Annotated in this window: 15 protein-coding genes and 1 pseudogene; 5 read left to right on the forward strand and 11 right to left on the reverse strand. The window is 30.9% G+C overall.

Translation table 11 applies throughout. The annotated features are described in order from the left end of the window. Positions 1-3: 3 nt before the first annotated feature. On the reverse strand, positions 4-1,038 hold the full coding sequence (gene tsaD / locus KA468_RS05280) for a tRNA (adenosine(37)-N6)-threonylcarbamoyltransferase complex transferase subunit TsaD (protein WP_291241893.1): 1,035 nt from the start codon (positions 1,036-1,038) through the stop codon (positions 4-6). Between the two features lie 146 nt (positions 1,039-1,184). Between tsaD and KA468_RS05285 the strand changes: the two genes are divergently transcribed. The 5 genes from KA468_RS05285 to nhaA all read left to right on the forward strand — a co-directional run bounded on the left by KA468_RS05285 (position 1,185) and on the right by nhaA (position 10,117). After that, positions 1,185-5,654, forward strand: coding sequence for a translocation/assembly module TamB domain-containing protein (locus KA468_RS05285; RefSeq protein ID WP_291241894.1), 4,470 nt, complete (start codon positions 1,185-1,187; stop codon positions 5,652-5,654). A gap of 135 nt (positions 5,655-5,789) precedes the next feature. Beyond that, positions 5,790-6,776: a 6-phosphofructokinase gene (gene pfkA / locus KA468_RS05290; RefSeq protein ID WP_291241895.1), complete on the forward strand. Its 987-nt coding sequence runs from the start codon at positions 5,790-5,792 to the stop codon at positions 6,774-6,776. An 82-nt stretch (positions 6,777-6,858) separates the two neighbouring features. Then, positions 6,859-7,869, forward strand: a complete 1,011-nt coding sequence (gene gap, locus KA468_RS05295; RefSeq protein ID WP_291241896.1) for a type I glyceraldehyde-3-phosphate dehydrogenase — start codon at positions 6,859-6,861, stop codon at positions 7,867-7,869. A 76-nt stretch (positions 7,870-7,945) separates the two neighbouring features. Further along, positions 7,946-8,797: an N-acetylglucosamine kinase gene (locus tag KA468_RS05300; protein WP_291241897.1), complete on the forward strand. Its 852-nt coding sequence runs from the start codon at positions 7,946-7,948 to the stop codon at positions 8,795-8,797. Between the two features lie 171 nt (positions 8,798-8,968). Further along, a complete protein-coding gene (gene nhaA / locus KA468_RS05305) occupies positions 8,969-10,117 on the forward strand; it encodes a Na+/H+ antiporter NhaA (RefSeq protein ID WP_291241898.1) in 1,149 nt (382 codons plus the stop codon). A gap of 7 nt (positions 10,118-10,124) precedes the next feature. Here nhaA and KA468_RS05310 read toward each other — a convergent pair whose 3' ends face one another. The 10 genes and pseudogenes from KA468_RS05310 to KA468_RS05355 form a co-directional block, all read right to left on the reverse strand. Further along, entirely contained in the window at positions 10,125-10,703 is a 579-nt protein-coding gene (locus tag KA468_RS05310; RefSeq protein WP_291241899.1) for a hypothetical protein, read from the reverse strand. Between the two features lie 2 nt (positions 10,704-10,705). Further along, positions 10,706-11,881, reverse strand: a complete 1,176-nt coding sequence (locus KA468_RS05315; protein ID WP_291241900.1) for a class I SAM-dependent methyltransferase — start codon at positions 11,879-11,881, stop codon at positions 10,706-10,708. Continuing rightward, positions 11,881-12,969 carry an AI-2E family transporter gene (locus KA468_RS05320; protein WP_291241901.1) on the reverse strand — a complete coding sequence of 363 codons (1,089 nt, stop codon included), beginning with the start codon at positions 12,967-12,969 and terminating at the stop codon, positions 11,881-11,883. The genes KA468_RS05315 and KA468_RS05320 overlap by 1 nt, the downstream gene beginning before the upstream one ends. A gap of 19 nt (positions 12,970-12,988) precedes the next feature. Beyond that, positions 12,989-14,185 (reverse strand): alanine dehydrogenase, encoded by a 1,197-nt coding sequence (locus tag KA468_RS05325; protein WP_291241902.1) that lies wholly within the window; start codon positions 14,183-14,185, stop codon positions 12,989-12,991. Positions 14,186-14,419: 234 nt separating this feature from the next. Continuing rightward, complete coding sequence (locus tag KA468_RS05330) at positions 14,420-14,590, reverse strand: hypothetical protein (RefSeq protein ID WP_291241903.1); 171 nt, start codon at positions 14,588-14,590, stop codon at positions 14,420-14,422. 196 nt (positions 14,591-14,786) lie between these two features. Continuing rightward, positions 14,787-15,215 (reverse strand): hypothetical protein, encoded by a 429-nt coding sequence (locus KA468_RS05335; RefSeq protein ID WP_291241904.1) that lies wholly within the window; start codon positions 15,213-15,215, stop codon positions 14,787-14,789. 251 nt (positions 15,216-15,466) lie between these two features. Next, entirely contained in the window at positions 15,467-16,105 is a 639-nt protein-coding gene (locus tag KA468_RS05340) for a hypothetical protein (protein WP_291241905.1), read from the reverse strand. 183 nt (positions 16,106-16,288) lie between these two features. Further along, positions 16,289-16,705 (reverse strand): tRNA (adenosine(37)-N6)-threonylcarbamoyltransferase complex ATPase subunit type 1 TsaE, encoded by a 417-nt coding sequence (gene tsaE, locus KA468_RS05345; protein WP_291241906.1) that lies wholly within the window; start codon positions 16,703-16,705, stop codon positions 16,289-16,291. 82 nt (positions 16,706-16,787) lie between these two features. Further along, a complete protein-coding gene (locus KA468_RS05350) occupies positions 16,788-18,341 on the reverse strand; it encodes a response regulator (RefSeq protein ID WP_291241907.1) in 1,554 nt (517 codons plus the stop codon). Positions 18,342-18,479: 138 nt separating this feature from the next. After that, positions 18,480-18,682: pseudogene (locus KA468_RS05355) on the reverse strand (hypothetical protein); the annotation flags it as partial.

Here is an 18,682-nt window from a genome sequence, read left to right on the forward strand (position 1 = left end):
ATTTTAAAATTCAATTCTTGCTTTAGAAACGACGTCAGCTGTGCTGAAATTTTCTTCTAAAAAGTTATAATAACCTACAATTCCAATCATTGCAGCGTTGTCTGTTGTGTATTCAAATTTTGGAATATACGTTTTCCAACCGTATTTTGATTCCGCTTCTTTTAACGTATTTCTTATACCTGAATTTGCCGAAACCCCACCACCAATAGTAATTTGTGTAATACCAGTTTCTGATACAGCTAATTTTAACTTATCCATCAAAATTTCGATGATAGTATGTTGTATAGAGGCACAAATATCATTTAAATTTTCAGTGATAAAATGTTCGTTTTCTGCTAATTTTTTCTGAATAAAATATAAAATTTGCGTTTTTAAACCACTAAAACTAAAATCCAAACCTGATACTTTTGGCTTGGTAAAAACAAATGCTTTCGGATTGCCTAATTGTGCATACTTATCTATCAAAGGTCCGCCAGGATAGGGAAGTCCCAATATTTTAGCACTTTTATCAAATGCTTCACCAACAGCATCATCTGTAGTTTCGCCAATAATTTCCATTTCAAAAAAACTGGAAACTTTTACAATTTGTGTATGACCTCCAGAAATGGTTAAAGCAATAAAAGGAAAACTTGGTTTTTCATAGCCTTCTTCATCAATAAAGTGGGCTAAAATATGTGCTTTCATATGATTAATTGCCACTAAAGGAATTCCTAAACCAAGACTTAACGATTTAGCAAAACTTCCCCCAACTAAAAGCGAACCCATTAAACCAGGACCCTGAGTAAAAGCAATGCAATTTAAATTTTCTTTTGTAATTCCAGCTTTTTTAATTGCCATTTCCACAACCGGAACAATATTTTGCTGATGCGCTCTTGATGCTAATTCGGGAACCACACCGCCATATTCTTCGTGAACTTTTTGTCCTGCCACAATATTAGACAACACTTTGTCATTGCACAAAACAGCTGCAGAGGTATCGTCGCAAGAGCTTTCAATTGCTAAAGTGTATATATTTTTCGAATTTGTTAGGTTAGGCATGAATTTTGGTATAAAAGTATTGTATAAGTCTTACAAAATTGCTTATTTTTGTTGCTATTAGCAAATAAAAATAGATTTGTTTTGCAAAATTAAATAAATAAAACATTAAATCAGTAAAAAAAATAGCGGTTCGTTCCTTAATTGGAATGGTACTTTTTGTGCTTTTAGTAGCTATACTATTGGCCTTACCTGTTGTGCAAACAAGGCTGGGAAAATATGCTACAGATCAGCTGAAAAAAGATTTTGGTGTTTCTATTACTATTGAAAAAGTGGCTATTAATCCGTTTGGAGGTGTTAAACTGAAAGGGGTTTTGGCTTTAGACCATCATAACGATACGCTTTTTCATTTTAACCGAATTCATACTTCCATTTTAAGCTATAAAAAATTATATGAAAAAGGGCATCCTTATTTGGGCGACTTGCAAGCCGATGAATTAAACCTGAAAATAATTCAATATAAAGGAGAAAAAGACACCAATTTAGATAAGTTTGTAGCTGCTTTTGATGACAATCCTCCGAAACCTTCTACTGGAAAATTCAGATTAAAAATAAATTCTATTTACCTACAAAATAGTCGATTTAGGTATATTGATGAAAATTTAAAAACGCCTAAAGTTTTAGATTTTTCTAATTTAAATGGGCAATTAGATGATTTTTATGTAAAAGGTGCAAATGTTTTTGCCTATGTGTATAAAATGTCATTTAAAGACCATAGGGGTTTGATAATGAAAAATTTAACTTCAGATTTTACCTATACCAAAAAGAATATTTTATTAAACGAATTAATTTTAGAAACCGAAAATTCTTCTTTTAAAGGAAAAACAGAATTACGTTACGATAGAAAAGATTTTAAAGATTTTAATAATAAAGTAATTTTCGAATTAGATATAAAAGAAGGTAAAATTTCAAGTAATGACTTAAATTTTTTCTATCCTGAATTTGGTAAAAATCAGAAATTTTATATCGATTCTCATATTTTAGGAACGTTAAACGACTTAAAATTTAATAACTTAAAGTTCAATGATTTAAATGATAATGAAGTAGTTGGAAATCTCCAGCTTAAAAATATTTTTGGTAAAGGCGACCAGAAATTTTACTTGAAAGGAAGTTTCGACAGATTATCAGCCAGCCAAGCAAGTGTTAGTAAGCTTTTACCTAATCTGTTAGGGAAAAATTTACCCAAACAATTACAAAAACTGGGTAAAATTGAATTGAAAGGAAAGGTAGAGCTTACCGAAAAATGGGTTATTGCTGATGTAGATTTGTTTTCGAAATTAGGTCGTGCCACGGGCGATTTTAAAATGGATAAAATCGATACCATTGACCAAGCGACTTATATAGGAAAATTTCAGCTAGATAATTTTAATATAGGTACATTCTTAGATGAAAAAGATTTGGGCAACACTTCTGTAGTATTAGATATTAATGGAACTGGGTTTTCTAAAAAATATTTAAATACAAAACTAAAAGGAAATATTGGACAATTTAGATATAATGGGTATTCGTATAAAAATATTGATGTAAATGGAACTATGAAAATGCCATATTTTAAAGGACATTTTCATAGTAAAGACCCTAATTTATTGCTTACATTTGATGGTTTAGTTGATTTGAGCAAAAAGAAAAAAGTGTATGATTTTGATATTGAAATTGAATATGCCAATCTTAAAAAAATTAACTTATACACCAAAGATGCTACATCTGTTTTAGCAGGCTCTATTGTTATGCAAGCTCAAGGGAATTCGTTAGATGACTTAGCCGGAACACTTAGTTTAAATGATATTTCTTACATCAATCCAAAAAATAAATATTATTTTGATGCTGCATCAGTAACGTCTTCATTCGATAATCAAAACATAAGATCAGTTTCTTTTCATTCGGATGATATTATTGAAGGGCAAGTAGTTGGTAAATATCAAACCAAACAAATTAAAAAAATACTTGAAAATGCTGTTGGTAGTTTGTATGCGAATTATTCGCCACATAAATTATCCAAAAATCAATTTTTAGATTTCGATTTTACAGTTTATAATAAAGTTTTGGAAGTATTGTATCCTGATGTTTCTATTGCAGAAAATACTCATTTTAAAGGAAAAATTAATGCCGATGCAGGTTTGTTTCAGTTTGACTTTAATTCTCTATTTGTCAATGCTTTCGAAAATAAATTTAATGGTATTAAAATCGATATTGACAACAAAAACCCACTTTATAACACCTATATTGAATTAGATAGTTTAAATACTAAAAACTATAAAATATCCGAATTTAGTTTAATTAACTTAACCCTGAACGATACCTTATTTGCCAGAACTGAATTTAAAGGTGGTGATAAAGGTGAAGATAAATTCGATTTAAATTTATTTCATACCATTAATAAAGACAAGCAATCGATTGTAGGTTTTAAAAAATCAGATATTACATTCAAAAACTTCCAATGGTATATTAATGAAAAAGAAACAGCTGGAAATACGATAATTTTTGATAAACAGTTTAAAAACTTTAATTTCAATCAATTGACCTTATCTCATAATAATCAGTTTATTGATTTTAATGGAATAATGAATGGAAATACATACAAAGATTTTAATTTCACGTTTAATGATGTAGATATTTCAAAAATCACACCTGATATCAAAAATTTAAGTCTCGGTGGGAAACTTAACGGAAATCTAAAATACAAACAAGATAATTTAGTATATGAACCATCTACTGATTTAACTATTGATGGTTTACAATTAAATAATGACGATTTAGGAAATCTGAAATTAAAAGTCTTTGGTGATGAAAATTTCAAAACATTTAATGTTGATGCATCGATTGTTCATCAAGATGAAGTAACATTTTCAACAACAGGAACGGTAGACATAGTTAATAATCAAACGGTTTTAAATTTAGAGGCTGTTTTTGAAAACTTTAATATTAAACCTATTGGTGGCTTTTTAACGGGTATTTTAGACAATGTACGAGGTATGGCTTCTGGTAAAACCAATATTGTTGGTTCAATTGATAATCCAGATGTAGATGGTGTTTTATATTTAAATAATGCAGGTTTACGTGTACCATATTTAAATGTAGATTACGATTTCGATAAAAATTCAAAAATCGATTTAACTCAAGAAAAATTTATTTTTAGAGATATTGATATTACCGATGTAAACGAGAAGACCAAAGGAATTTTAAGTGGAACCATTTCTCACGAAAAGTTTGGAAATTGGGAAATGGATTTAAAAATAGCATCGGATAAGCTTTTGGTTTTAGATACAAAAGATGCAGATGACGCCTATTATTTTGGAAAAGCATATTTTGACGGTTTTGCAACAATTGAAGGTCCTGTAGAGGCATTAGTTATTAATGCAGAAGGGGAAAGTGCGAAAGGAACATCAATTAAAATTCCAGTAAACGATTCAGAAAGTGTTAGCGATAATGGTTTGGTTCATTTTACTACAAAAGAAGAGAAATTTGGCACAAAAACCACCATAAAACAACCAACCAAAACCTACAGAGGAATCGATTTGAATTTTAATTTCGCCATTACACCAAATGCAGAAATTGAAGTAATTTTAAATCGTGAGACTGGGCATTCTATGAAAGGAACGGGTAACGGATCGATGTTTATGAATATCAATACCTTAGGTAAATTTCAAATGACGGGTGACTTTATCGTCAACAAAGGAGAATATTTATTTAGATATGGGAGTTTTATTGACAAAAAATTTACAGTTAAAAATGGAGGAACAATTAGTTGGGAAGGCGATCCATTGGGCGCGAAGTTAAATTTAGAAGCAGTAACTACTAATATTACTGCAAATCCTAATGTATTATTGGAAAACACAACTTTTAATAAAAAAATCCCTACTGAGGTTAGTATTTTAATTACTGGTGAATTAAACGCGCCTCAATCTGATTTTAATATCAATTTCCCAAATGTAAGTTCTGTTTTAAAAAGTGATTTAGATTACAAATTACAAGATAAAGATTTCAGGCAACAACAAGCTTTTGCATTATTAGCAACTGGAGGATTTTTTGCACCAAATAACACCAATTACTTTGGTTCTTTATTTGAAAAAGCGAGTAGTATATTTGGAGATGTATTATCAGACGGAGAAAATAAATTACAATTGGGTGTAAATTATCAAATTGGAAACCGACAACAAGAAATTTCAGACAGAGCGCTTGTTACCTTAACGACTCAAATTAATGATAGAATTAGCATTAATGGAAACGTTGGTGTTCCAGTGGGTGGTATCAATCAATCCTATGTTGTAGGAAACGTAGAAGTTGAAATGCGCTTAAATACAGATGGTACGTTAACAGCTCACGTATTTAATAGAGAAAACGATTTAAATTCAAATACAATCGGACAAAATATTGGCTATACGCAAGGTTTAGGGTTGTCGTATCGTGTAGATTTTGACGATTTTAAAGAGTTGCTACACAAGTTATTTAAATCTCAAAACGTAAAAGATAACGTAAACAAACCTATTAACGAATCGGATGATTCGGAAACCAATCCAGAGTTTATAAACTTTATTGAAGAAACTCGAAAACGACAAATTAAAGAAGAGAAAAAAGTCGATCCAAAAAACCGAGTTCCAGATATTAATGATGTGCATTAAATCAAGAATTTTTGTTAATTTTTAGAAATTTATTAACGAAAACGTTTGAAAATAACATTATGACAAAAAATATGTCTTTTTTTAGCATAATATGTAATTTCCTTTACTAATTTTACAAATAATATAGTATTAAATATGTCAACAGCAATTAAAAAAATTGGAGTTTTAACTTCAGGTGGCGATTCGCCAGGTATGAATGCAGCTATCAGAGCCGTAGTTCGTGCTTGTGCGTATTATAACATTGAGTGTGTTGGAATATACCGTGGTTATCAAGGTATGATTGAAGGCGATTTTAAACCTATGGGACCTCGTGATGTAAAAAACATCATTAACAAAGGTGGTACTATATTAAAAACCGCACGTTCAAAAGATTTTATGACTCCGGAAGGACGAAAAATTGCTCACGATAATTTAAAGGCAAGTGGAATAGATTCATTAGTTGTTATTGGTGGTGATGGTTCGTTTACAGGTGCAGAAATTTTTAATGAAGAATTTGGTTTTTCTGTAATCGGAATTCCAGGCACTATAGATAATGATATTTTTGGAACCAGTCATACTTTAGGATATGATACAGCTTTGAATACCGTTGTTGAAGCAATTGATAAAATTAGAGATACAGCCAATTCTCATAACCGTTTATTCTTCGTTGAAGTAATGGGAAGAGATGCGGGACATATTGCGTTAAACGCAGGGATTGGAGCAGGAGCAGAGGAAATTTTAATTCCAGAAGAAGCTTTTGGTTTAGACCGATTGGTAGATTCTTTAAAGAAAAGTAAAGAATCAGGAAAAACATCAAGCATTGTAGTTGTTTCTGAAGGGGATAAAATAGGTAAAAACGTTTTTGAACTTAAAGATTACGTAGAGGAAAATATGCCAGAATATGATGTACGTGTTTCGGTACTGGGTCATATGCAGCGAGGCGGTTCACCAACTTGTTTTGATAGGGTTTTAGCTTCTCGATTGGGAGTAAAAGCAGTAGAAAGTTTAATAGAAGGCAAATCTAACTATATGGTAGGATTACAGTATGATAAAATTTGCTTAACACCATTAGAACAAGCCATTAAAGGACAAAGTGAAATCGATTTAGAACTTGTAAAAGTTTCAGATATCGTATCATCATAATAAAAGGTAAAAGTAAAAAGTAAAGAGTGCTTTTCAACTCAATTAACAAAACGATTCTAAAGGAATCAAATATTTAAAAATTATGTCAACAGTAAAATTAGGAATTAACGGATTTGGTAGAATTGGTAGAATTGTTTTTAGAGAAACATACAACAGAGACAATGTAGAAGTTGTAGCTATTAACGATTTATTAGACGTAGATCATTTGGCGTATTTATTAAAATACGATTCTGTACACGGACGTTTTGCTGGAAAAGTAGAAGTTAAAGACGGAAAATTATATGTTAACGATAAATACATTCGTGTAACAGCAGAAAGAGATCCAGCACAAATTAAATGGGATGAAGCAGGAATAAACGCGGATGTAGTAGCAGAATGTACTGGTTTTTTTACAACTAAAGAAACAGCAAATGCTCATATTGTAGGTGGTGCCAAAAAAGTTATTATTTCAGCACCTTCAGCAGACGCACCAATGTTTGTAATGGGAGTAAACCACGAAAAAGCAACTGCTGCAGATACTGTAGTTTCTAATGCATCGTGTACAACTAACTGTTTGGCTCCTTTAGCAAAAGTAATTCACGATAATTTCGGAATTGTAGAAGGGTTAATGACAACAGTTCACGCATCTACTTCTACTCAAATGGTAGCAGACGGTCCTTCAAGAAAAGATTGGAGAGGTGGTCGTGCAGCTTCAGTAAATATTATTCCATCTTCAACAGGTGCAGCAAAAGCAGTAGGACAAGTAATTCCAGATTTAAACGGGAAATTAACAGGTATGTCTATGCGTGTACCAACGGTTGATGTTTCTGTAGTAGATTTAACTGTAAAATTAGCTAAAGAAACTACTTACGCAGAAATTATGAGTGTATTGAAACACGCTTCTGAAACGTCAATGAAAGGTATTTTAGGATACACAGAAGATTTAGTAGTTTCTCAAGATTTCGTATCAGATACACGTACTTCAATCGTAGATGCTAATGCAGGAATTGGATTAAATTCAACTTTCTTTAAATTGGTTTCTTGGTATGATAACGAATACGGATATTCTTCTAAATTAATCGATTTAGCAGTACATATCAATGCAATAAAATAAATACTTAAGTATAGAGAATAGAATCAAAAAATCTATTTTCTATACTTTATTTTCTATACTCTATATTCTAAAAAAAATGAAATTACTTGTAGATAGTGGTTCCACTAAAGCAGATTGGATTTCCATAGACACTAACGGGAAGGTATTATTTACCACACAATCTTTAGGATTAAATCCTGAAGTGCTAACAAAAGAAGAAATAATTGCTCGTTTGGATGATAAATTTGATATTTCTCATAATAAAGATAAAGCAGCTCATTTGTTTTTTTACGGTGCAGGATGTGGAACAGATCGTATGAAAAACTTCTTAACTGACGTATTTAAAGATTATTTTAAAAATGCTTCTGTTAATGTATACGAAGATACCTATGCGGCAGTTTTTGCTACAACTCCGAAAAATCAAGAAGCAATTGTTTGTATTTTAGGTACAGGTTCAAATTGTAGTTATTTCGACGGACATATTTTACATCAAAAAGTGCAATCTTTAGGCTATATTGCTATGGATGATTGTAGTGGAAACCGTTTTGGTCGTCATTTATTACGCGGCTATTATTTTAATAAAATGCCTGCGAATTTGGCTGTAGAATTTGAAAAAGAATTCGATGTTGAACCAGATGCAGTTAAAGAAAACTTATATAAAAAACCCAATCCTAATGCCTATTTGGCTACGTATGCTAAATTTTTAATTAAGCATAAAAATACCGAATTTTGTCAGAAATATATTAGAGAAGAATTGGTTGCATTTGTAGAAAATTACATCATGCAGTTTGAAAATTGTAAAGAAGTTCCTGTTCATTTTGTAGGTTCTATTGCTTTTTATTTAAAAGAGGAATTAGAAGCTGTTTTAAATGAATACGGAATCAAAATAGGGAATGTATTAAGACGTCCAATAGACGGATTAATAGAATTTCACGTGGCTAATAGTTAATAATATTAGCAAAAGTTAATTTGTTTTAAAAGCCCGAGTAGCGAAAGTTACTTGGGCTTTTTGTTTTTAATCATACGAATTTCCAATGTTTACAGCACAAAATAGCTTGAAATTCAGTATTTTTGCAGTATAAATAGTATGTTTTACCGCATTTAATTTAATTATACCTATATGAAACTAACGCAATTATTTAAAGATTTTTTTGAAAGCGAAAAATTAGGCGGTTTTGTTTTATTACTTTGTACAATTACTTCTTTACTACTTGCTAATTCAGCATTTGGAGAAAGTTACCATCATTTTTGGTTAACCGAATTTTCAGGCAAACCTTTAGAATATTGGATTAACGATGGCTTAATGACCATTTTCTTCCTGTTAATTGGATTAGAATTAGAACGAGAAATTTATCAAGGCGAATTGTCAAACGTTAAAGATGCCTTATTACCCATATTTGCTGCTATTGGTGGAATGGTTGTTCCTGCGGGAATTTATTTAGCATTTAATTTTGGTACGATTACGCAATCAGGTGCAGGAATACCTATGGCAACTGATATAGCTTTTGCTATTGGAATTTTATCTTTGTTAGGAAATCGTGTGCCTTTGTCACTAAAAATATTTTTAACTGCTTTGGCCGTTATTGACGATTTAGGTGCCATATTAATTATTGCCATTTTTTATACAAAAACCATATTATGGAGCAATTTAGCCATCGCTTTAGGCATATTTGTATTTCTTTATGTTTTGGGTAAATATTTTAAAGTTAAAAACCTACTTCCATATTTAATTGGTGGGGTTTTTATGTGGTATTTTATGTTACATTCAGGAGTTCACGCCACAATTACAGGTGTGCTATTAGCTTTTGCTATTCCGTTTGGAAACGGGGGTAACAAATCTACATCCTACATTTTACAACACTTTTTACATAAGCCCGTTGCATTTTTAATTTTGCCAATTTTTGCCTTAGCGAATACCGCTATAATAATGAGTGGCGATTGGACAAAAATAGTAACTGAAAACTACAGTTTAGGCGTGGCGTTAGGTTTGGTTTTAGGAAAACCTATCGGCATATTTTTACTTACTTTTTTAACCGTTAAAATAGGTTGGTGTACGCTTCCAAACGATATGAATTGGAAATCTGTGTTAGGAGTGGGTTTCTTGGGTGGAATTGGCTTTACAATGTCTATTTTTATTACACTTTTAGCGTTTGATACCCCAGAAATAATTAATAACACGAAATTAATTATTGTATTTTCTTCTTTAATAGCTGGAATCGTTGGTTTTTTGTTCTTAAAATCAACTTTAAATCAAAATCAAGAAGCTTAACCGTTGATTAAATTCCCAAACACTTCAAGTTATTTATAAAATAAGTATCAGGATTAGAAGTGTCTTTATAAATTTCCGATTTTAACTCTGGTTTAATTACAAAATTTACATCACCTGTTGCTGCTGCAATTTTTATTAAATACACTTTTGACGTTTTTAAATCTTCAAAATTTTCAGGAGTAAAATAAAAGAAACCAGACAAAATTCGCAGGTTGTTTTTATTTACATTGTCGTATTGCAAGTCGTTACACGTTTCAGTATCTAAAGAATTAATAAGTTTCACTTGTTTGCCATTCGCCATTTCTAAAAATATTTTTGTGTTTTTGTCAATACAAATAGGAGTTAAGAAGTCTTTACTTTTTTGTAAGTATTGAAAATTCAAACCAATAAAACCATCCACATCAAATAGTTTAAAAGTTAAAAATGAAGTAGTATTTCCAAATACACTTTCATCAATAATTTTATCTTTCAAAACGCGTGTGCTACTGGTATCTGTAGCGACATCAATTTCATATTCGCAAGGTTTGTCTTGTGAAAACGTAAATTGAGTTAAAAAAAGTAAAACAGTTATTTTTAAAGTTTTCATATCTAAATTTTTGTGCAAATTAATACAATTTTTTCGTTATTTATGTTGGTGGTAAAAAAAGCATAAATAGTGCCACCGTCTGCAATTTTATATTTTTTTCTAATTTCTTCAACGGTTAAAGGGAAATTACGAGTGGTAATATTCATCTTCTTACCTTCAAGCTGTTTCTTTAGGTTTTCTTTTTTAAACGGAATCACTTCATTAATACTAAATCTTCTTCCTGGAAAATCTACTAATTCCGAATGGGTAAATAAATGTGAATGCGGATGTAATTTAGTAATATGCAGTGCATCGCACAAATAATCTACACCACCAGATTTAAGTAAAGGCGCATTCGGTTCATATAAAAATTCTTGTGGTAAACTAAAGCGAGCAGGCGTATGTTCACCTAAAATAAAAGTAGTACAATCTGTTTTTTCCTTTTGAATGTTTACGGCAAATAGTTCAATTTCATTATCATATCCTTTTTCTAAAAGCCAAAGAATCTCTTTTACTTCGTTTTCAATGGCTACGATATGAATGGCTTTTATGTTTTCCAATTCCATACAACCTGCCGTAATATCTAATATTGGTGCAGTTTTTATTAAAATTGACTGACTTTTAGAAAAATATAATTTTAAATTTTCAGGAACATTAGGCAAACAATCTTTAAGTAAAAACACTTTTCCTTTCACATCACTTCGTCTGCTTGGATCAATATAAATCCAATCGAAAGCATTTTCAGATTGTTCAATTACTTCTGTACTATTCTGTGCCAAACAAGTAATGTTATTTACGTTCAACACACCATAATTATGTTGCACCATTTCTGAAAGAGCCACGTTTTTTTCGCAATGAATTACGTGTTCAAATTGTTTCGAAAAGTAATAATCATCTACGCCAAATCCACCAGTTAAGTCAATCAATGAAGTGCCAGAAATTAATTCCGATTTGTATTTGGCAGTTGTCTCAGAAGACGTTTGCTCTATGGAAATACTTGGCGGATAGTAAATGTTATCCGTATTAAACCAAGTTGGAAGTTTGTGTCGCGATTTGTTTTTAGATACAATTTGATTGATAATTTCTTTCCAATCTACTTCAGGAAAAGGGTTTTTGGATAACGCTAATTTTGAAATATTGGCTTGTAAAGAATTATGAATATATTCTTGAATTTCGGCGGAAAGAAGTGATAGCTGCATTATAAACCTTTGGTTACTATTTGAATAAATGTACTTTTAGGGTAAAACTCTTTCAATACCACTTTTAAAGCCGTGTAAACTGGAATGGCAATAATCATTCCCAATATTCCTAATAGCGTTCCTGAAATTAGTGTTACCAAAAATATTTCTAAAGGATGCGAATTCGTGCTTTTAGAAAAAATAATAGGTTGGCTTACATTATTATCAATAAGTTGCACAATAAAATAGCCAATAATAACATATAATGTGGTGGGCATAACTACCAATTGAAAATCTTCGTGAATGTGCCCCAATATGGTTAAAAACGCCGTCATTACTAAAGCAATTATAGGCCCTACATATGGTATAATGTTTAAAATAGCGCCTAAAAACGCAATAATAAACGCATTTTCTACACCAAAAATTAACAAGACAATTAAGTACATAACAAATACCAATAAAAGCTGTGTTAATAAACCAATGGTGTATTTTGATAGCATATTTTTTATACGCAATAGCGAAGCTAAAATACGCCATCTGTGGTTTGCAGGTAATACAGCACGTAAATTTGTTGTAATTAGTTTTTGATCTTTCAATAAGAAGAAACAAATGAAAAATATCGAAAAAATAGCCATTCCAAAATTTCCTATAGAACCAATTATCGAGTTTAATATATCAGTAATAAAATTAAAATTAAACGATTGTGTAATCTTCTGAATGTCTATTAATTTTTTATATTGAATGTCATAGGTTTGCAACCAAACATCGACTTGATTGATGAATAACGTAGAATTTTTTTCTAACGCCACCATATCAAGCAACGCTAAATTTTTACTCTGACTAACTATTAAAGGCACAAACAATAACAAGATACCAAACGCTAAAACAATAAACAGCGTTAAAGACACGATAATAGCCAAAATAGGAGGAAAGCGTAACTTTTTTTGTAAAAAATCAGAAATAGGTTGCGCTACAAAACTTAATAAAATCGCTACAAAAACATAAATTAGTACAGACGAAATTACTCCAATAATATAGCCCAAAAACACAATGCCTGCAAGAATAAACAGCGTGCGAAGTAAAGCATTAGAAATGTTTTTAGATGTCATTTTGTAATGGGTAATGGAATTAAAAAACAATTAAATTGATGTCTCTATGCTCTAAATTAAACCAATCCGCAATAGATTTATTGGTTAAAATTCCGTGGTAAAAATAAATTCCGTTTTTCAATCCTTTATTGCAACGAATAGCCGTTTCAATACCACCATCTTCAGCAATGTTTATTAACGTTGGCGTGATAATATTACTAATAGAAATACTGGCTGTTTTAGAATAGCGTGAAGGAATATTCGGCACGCAATAATGAATGACATTGTTTTTTATAAAGGTTGGATGTTCGTGCGTAGTAACTTCTGAGGTTTCAAAACAACCACCGGTATCAATACTTACATCAACAATTACGGCTCCTTTTTTCATATATTCTACCATTGTTTCTGTAACTACAATGGGTGTTCTGTTTTCCCCTTTTAAGGCACCAATAGCCACATCACATCTTCGTAAGGCTTTTAATAAGGCTTTATCGTGAATGGTAGAAGTAAATATTCTTTGATTTAATGTATTTTGTAATCGTCGTAATTTCGTAATAGAATTGTCAAATACTTTTACGTTGGCGCCTAAACTTAATGCCGTTCTTACAGCATATTCGGCAACGGTTCCTGCGCCTAAAATAACAACTTCGGTAGGAGGAACGCCTGTTATATTTCCAAACAACAACCCTTTTCCGTCGTTATTATTAATCATTAATTCGGCTGCAATTAAAACTGAAGCAGTTCCTGCAATTTCACTTAACGATTTTACTGCTGGATACGAACCGTCGCTATCTTTAATAAACTCGAATGCTAATGAGGTGATTTTCTTTTTGGTAAGGGCTTCAAAATACTCTTTTTTCTGTGTTTTTAATTGAATGGCTGAAATCAGAATGGCTTCTAAGTTCATCATTTCTATTTCCTCTAAAGTAGGCGGTTCTACTTTTAAAAGTATCGGACAAGAAAATACTTTTTTAGTATCTTGTGTTACTTCAGCGCCTGCGTCTGAATATTCTTTATCTGTAAAACTGGCGTTTTTTCCTGCACCGCTTTCAATCATTACACGATGTCCGTGACTTACCAATGAGCTCACCGCATCGGGCGTTAAACAAATACGACGTTCCTGGTAAGACGTTTCTTTCGGAATACCGATAAACAACTCACTTTTGTGTTTGGCAATTTCCAATTTTTCTTCTTGAGGAAGCAATTGTTTGGCTGAAAACGGAGAATAAATGGACATACTTGTTTTATTTTGTAGCCAAATTAAGTAATTTTCTATAAAGTTACAAGTGAGCGGCTAAATAATACAGAAAACCAATGGTTTGAGATGCTGAAAGAAGTTTAGAATTACAGGTTTGTATAGTTGTTAGCGGTTGTACTGCATCAAACTTTTAAATTTTGCTTCCAATTTTTAACTACTTTTTGAACTTCAATTTCCAATTTAGTAATTCTTTTAAAAATACTTTAGTAATTATTATTTATGCAAAATTGCTATTATTAAATAAATAAAACCAAAAAATGTCAAACATAATCCAAGAAAAAATCCAAAACCACCTAATACAACTCTAAATAAAGTCATAGAAATTAATAAAAGTATAATTCCTAATGTGATTGCTAAAATTGAATTTTTAATTTCTTTGTTCATATAATTTTATGGTTGTTTGTCGTCCACTGAGGCATTACCGCTAACGTTCCGGCGCTTGGCGAGGTTGCGAACTTCGGAACCGATTATTTTCTATCAAAGATAAAATTTTTTACGAAATGTAAACGTGAATTTACTACAAAATTTGCAATCTTGCCAAATGCCTGTTAGCGGTAGTTATTATTGATTAACTTTAACACTATTCGCCAGGATACGTCCCTTGATTTAATTTCAAAGGCATTATACTTTCCTGATTATCATAGTTCGCGATTATTTCTAATGGTAAAGATTTATTTGTATGAATTTTAAATTTTGATATCCAATTTTCTCCAGATTGCTTGAAGCGTTTCTTTTTTGTATTACCATTTTCGACAAATTGACAATATACAATAACATTATTTAGTTTTAAATTTCCTTTATAATTTCCAGTGCTATCAATTTGCGCAATATTAACTCTTATAGTATAATTATGAATACTATCATTTTTAGTATTTGTTCTTTCCACACTATATGCCCAATAACATTCAGTATTTGGAATTGTCTTTAGTTTTTCAGGCACAGAAATTTCTTGTGCAAATGCATAAAATGAACAAAACAATAGCATATAATATTTCAGCAAACTTTTCATTTCTTTTTCTTTAAACAGTTTTTATGATGGAAATTAACTTTTTTTGATTTTAAAATTTGATTACTTCTTGTGCGTAAGATAATTACCGCTAACGTGTCGCCGCTTAACGAAGTTACGTATTTTCAACACTTTCGATTACGAATATAGATAAAATTTAGTTTCAAAAATTACCAATTCTGATAAATCCCAAACCCCGCAATTTCGTGAAACGGCTGTTGTGCGTTCGTTTTTTCTTTTTTTTATGTTTTGATTTATGTTTTGATTTCTATTTTGTTGTATAAGTTTATGCTTATTAAGCAAATCCAAATTAGGAATGAAAGAAAACTCAATTTTTGGATTACTGGTAGATATATAATTAATTCTTTGTTGTAATAAACATAATTATTTATTCCGACTATAAAAAGGTTAAATATTCCAAATCTAAAAAGTCTGTTCCATTTTATTTTGTACAGAATAATAAATGCTCCGATTAATGTAATTACTCCAAAAAGTGAAGCGAGATTTGTTATTATGTCGTGATATTTTGTAAATATAAACATTGCAATAATCATTGATAATATTCCCGAAAGTTGAATAATATTTTTTGTTGATTTTCTTATGTTTAAGTTTCTTGGAAATAAAAACCAAAATGTAGAAAGCGTAAAACATAGAATTATCATTCCTGTTAAAGCAATTGGTCTTGCTGAATTTATTTTTCCGTTTATAGCTGTATCATTTAGTAAATTACACCAATAATTATTAATCCAACTAAATCCAATTGAGTTTTGGTCAATTTGTGAACCGCCTGGATAAAATTGTGTTGCTAAAATATAAAGAAAAATGAAAATTATAGTTCCAAATACTGGTGTTAAAAACCAAACATTTTTTCTATTTTCTATTTTTTTACTCAATTTTATTTTCTTAGTTTCTCATTTTCGTTCTGTTCCGCCAAAATGACGCACAACTTGTATATATGCGAAACTTTCAAACTACTTTTATTCCAAGTTGGAAAGATTGGCGAAAGTTTTGTTTCGCATTATTAAAATCAAATATAAAGAATTATTTTTAAACTTTTTTATAAGGACAACCCTATTTTAATCATTTTTCAAAATCAATTCTCTTTTACCGTTGGGTAACTGTCTAATTACAATTGAGGCGTGGTCTAAAGGTAATAAATGCGGTACTTTTTCAGGCCATTCTATAAAACACCAATTATCAGAATAAAAATATTCGTCAATTCCCATATCATAGGCTTCCATTTCAGAGTTAATTCGGTATAAATCAAAGTGATAAATGGTTTCTCCACTATCGGATAAATATTCGTTAACTAACGAAAAAGTAGGACTACTTGAGTTTCCTGTAACGCCTAATTCTTTTACCAATTCCTTAATTAAAGTGGTTTTACCCACTCCCATAGTCGCGTGAAAAGTAATTACTTTTTTTAAACGCGGTGTAGCAAGAATTTCTTTAGCTACTTTATTTATGTCTTCTAATGTGAATGTTGTAGTCATTATTTTTGGTTAAGGGTTAAAGGTTAAGGGTTAAGGGTTTGGCTTTCACCTTTTACCTCATACCCAAAACCTTTTACCTATTTTACTTCGGATTCAAAACTATACACGGAATAATCATTTCTTCTAATGAAACGCCTCCGTGCTGATACGTATTTCTGTAATAGCTAACATAGTGATTAAAATTGTTTACATAGGCCAAAAAGAAATCGCTTTTGGCAAAAATATAAGAACTGGTCATATTTATGCTTGGTAAACCAATTTTTTTCGGATCTTTTACGGCATATACATCTTTGCTTTCGTACGTTAAGCTTCTACCCGTTTTGTATCGTAAGTTTAAACTGGTGTTTTTATCGCCAATAACTTTCGATGGATTTTTGCAATTAATCGTACCGTGGTCTGTAGTAATAATGAGTTTAAAACCCATTTGTTGGGCTTGCTGAATCATTTCTAACAAAGGCGAATTTTTAAACCAACTTAACGTTAAAGAACGATACGCTTTGTCGTTAGACGCTAATTCTTTTACCACATCCATTTCGGTTTTAGCGTGCGATAACATATCTACAAAATTGTACACAATAGTAGTTAAATCGTTGTTTTTGCACGATTTAAAATTATCTACTAATTTCTTACCATCACGTAAATTGGTAATTTTATAGTATTCGCTCTTGATGTTTAAACCCAAACGTTTTAGTTGTTCGTTTAAAAAATCAGCTTCGTGCATATTTTTACCACCTTCATCAGTATCGTTTTTCCAATATTGCGGAAACTTCTTTTCCATTTCTAAAGGCAATAATCCAGAAAAAATAGCATTTCGGGCATATTGTGTAGCGGTTGGTAAAATAGAGTAGTAGTTCACTTCCTTTTCAGGCTTATAATGATTGAATACAATGTTTTCGAAAATTTTCCATTGATCCAAACGCAAGTTATCTATCACTACAAACAGAATAGGTTTATCTTTCTTACGAATTTCAGGTGCTACCAATTCGCCAAATAATTTATGAGATAAAATCGGTTTGTCTGCTTTTTCGTCGAACCAATCTTCGTAATTGCGTTCAATAAATTTTCCAAACTGCAAATTGGCTTCTGCTTTTTGGCTTTCTAATATTTGAATTAAGTTTTGGTCTTCAATGGTTTCCAATTCGATTTCCCAATACACTAATTTCCTGTAGAATTCAGCCCATTCATCAAACGAGTTTACCATTGCCATTTCCATCGCAATTTTTCTAAATTCTTTCTGATAATCCAAAGTGGTTTTTTCAGAAATCAAACGCGAATGGTCTAAGTTTTTCTTTAAACTCAATAAAATCTGATTCGGATTTACGGGTTTTATTAAGTAATCGGCAATTTTACTACCAATGGCTTCTTCCATAATGTATTCTTCCTCACTTTTTGTAATCATAATTACTGGTGTAGAAGATTTAAATTCTTTCATTTCCGAAAGCGTTTCTAAACCCGAAAGTCCTGGCATATTTTCATCTAAAAAAACCACATCAAAAGCGGTTTCTTTGTATAAATCAATCGCGTCTTGTCCGTTGTTACAGGTAGTAACCGTGTAGTTTTTCTTTTCTAAAAATAAGATATGTGGCTTCAATAAGTCAATTTCGTCGTCTACCCAAAGTATTTTTATATTGTTCATCGTATGTCTGATTTAAAAGTGCAAGTTACTATATGTTAAACGTAAATTTTCTTAAAAATTGTGTAAAATTTTAAGAAATTAGAAAATAATTCAGTGTATGAAAACATCAAATTGGGTTTATGTTTGAATACAATAGAATTAACGCATACGTTTATAAGTAATTTTTTTCATTCTGGTTTTTAAATCTTTTGAGGGTTTGTAATTGATTTTTGCCGCTTTAATATTCGATTTTCCTAAAGCCGCTTCTGTATCGGCTGGTGTACCAGTTAAATTTAGTTGAAAGGTACCTAAATTATCAATTCTAACAATATTTCCATTTGCTAATGATTCGCCAATAGCAT

Origin of the sequence: Flavobacterium sp., assembly GCF_017985075.1 — a bacterium.
Taxonomy (GTDB): domain Bacteria; phylum Bacteroidota; class Bacteroidia; order Flavobacteriales; family Flavobacteriaceae; genus Flavobacterium.

Bases quoted from the DNA above. Each gene is read 5' to 3' on its own strand.
- tsaD (WP_291241893.1), bottom strand. From the start codon at position 1,038: ATGCCTAACCTAACAAATTCGAAAAATATATACACTTTAGCAATTGAA.
- KA468_RS05285 (WP_291241894.1), top strand. From the start codon at position 1,185: ATGGTACTTTTTGTGCTTTTAGTAGCTATACTATTGGCCTTACCTGTT.
- pfkA (WP_291241895.1), top strand. From the start codon at position 5,790: ATGTCAACAGCAATTAAAAAAATTGGAGTTTTAACTTCAGGTGGCGAT.
- gap (WP_291241896.1), top strand. From the start codon at position 6,859: ATGTCAACAGTAAAATTAGGAATTAACGGATTTGGTAGAATTGGTAGA.
- KA468_RS05300 (WP_291241897.1), top strand. From the start codon at position 7,946: ATGAAATTACTTGTAGATAGTGGTTCCACTAAAGCAGATTGGATTTCC.
- nhaA (WP_291241898.1), top strand. From the start codon at position 8,969: ATGAAACTAACGCAATTATTTAAAGATTTTTTTGAAAGCGAAAAATTA.
- KA468_RS05310 (WP_291241899.1), bottom strand. From the start codon at position 10,703: ATGAAAACTTTAAAAATAACTGTTTTACTTTTTTTAACTCAATTTACG.
- KA468_RS05315 (WP_291241900.1), bottom strand. From the start codon at position 11,881: ATGCAGCTATCACTTCTTTCCGCCGAAATTCAAGAATATATTCATAAT.
- KA468_RS05320 (WP_291241901.1), bottom strand. From the start codon at position 12,969: ATGACATCTAAAAACATTTCTAATGCTTTACTTCGCACGCTGTTTATT.
- KA468_RS05325 (WP_291241902.1), bottom strand. From the start codon at position 14,185: ATGTCCATTTATTCTCCGTTTTCAGCCAAACAATTGCTTCCTCAAGAA.
- KA468_RS05330 (WP_291241903.1), bottom strand. From the start codon at position 14,590: ATGAACAAAGAAATTAAAAATTCAATTTTAGCAATCACATTAGGAATT.
- KA468_RS05335 (WP_291241904.1), bottom strand. From the start codon at position 15,215: ATGAAAAGTTTGCTGAAATATTATATGCTATTGTTTTGTTCATTTTAT.
- tsaE (WP_291241906.1), bottom strand. From the start codon at position 16,705: ATGACTACAACATTCACATTAGAAGACATAAATAAAGTAGCTAAAGAA.
- KA468_RS05350 (WP_291241907.1), bottom strand. From the start codon at position 18,341: ATGAACAATATAAAAATACTTTGGGTAGACGACGAAATTGACTTATTG.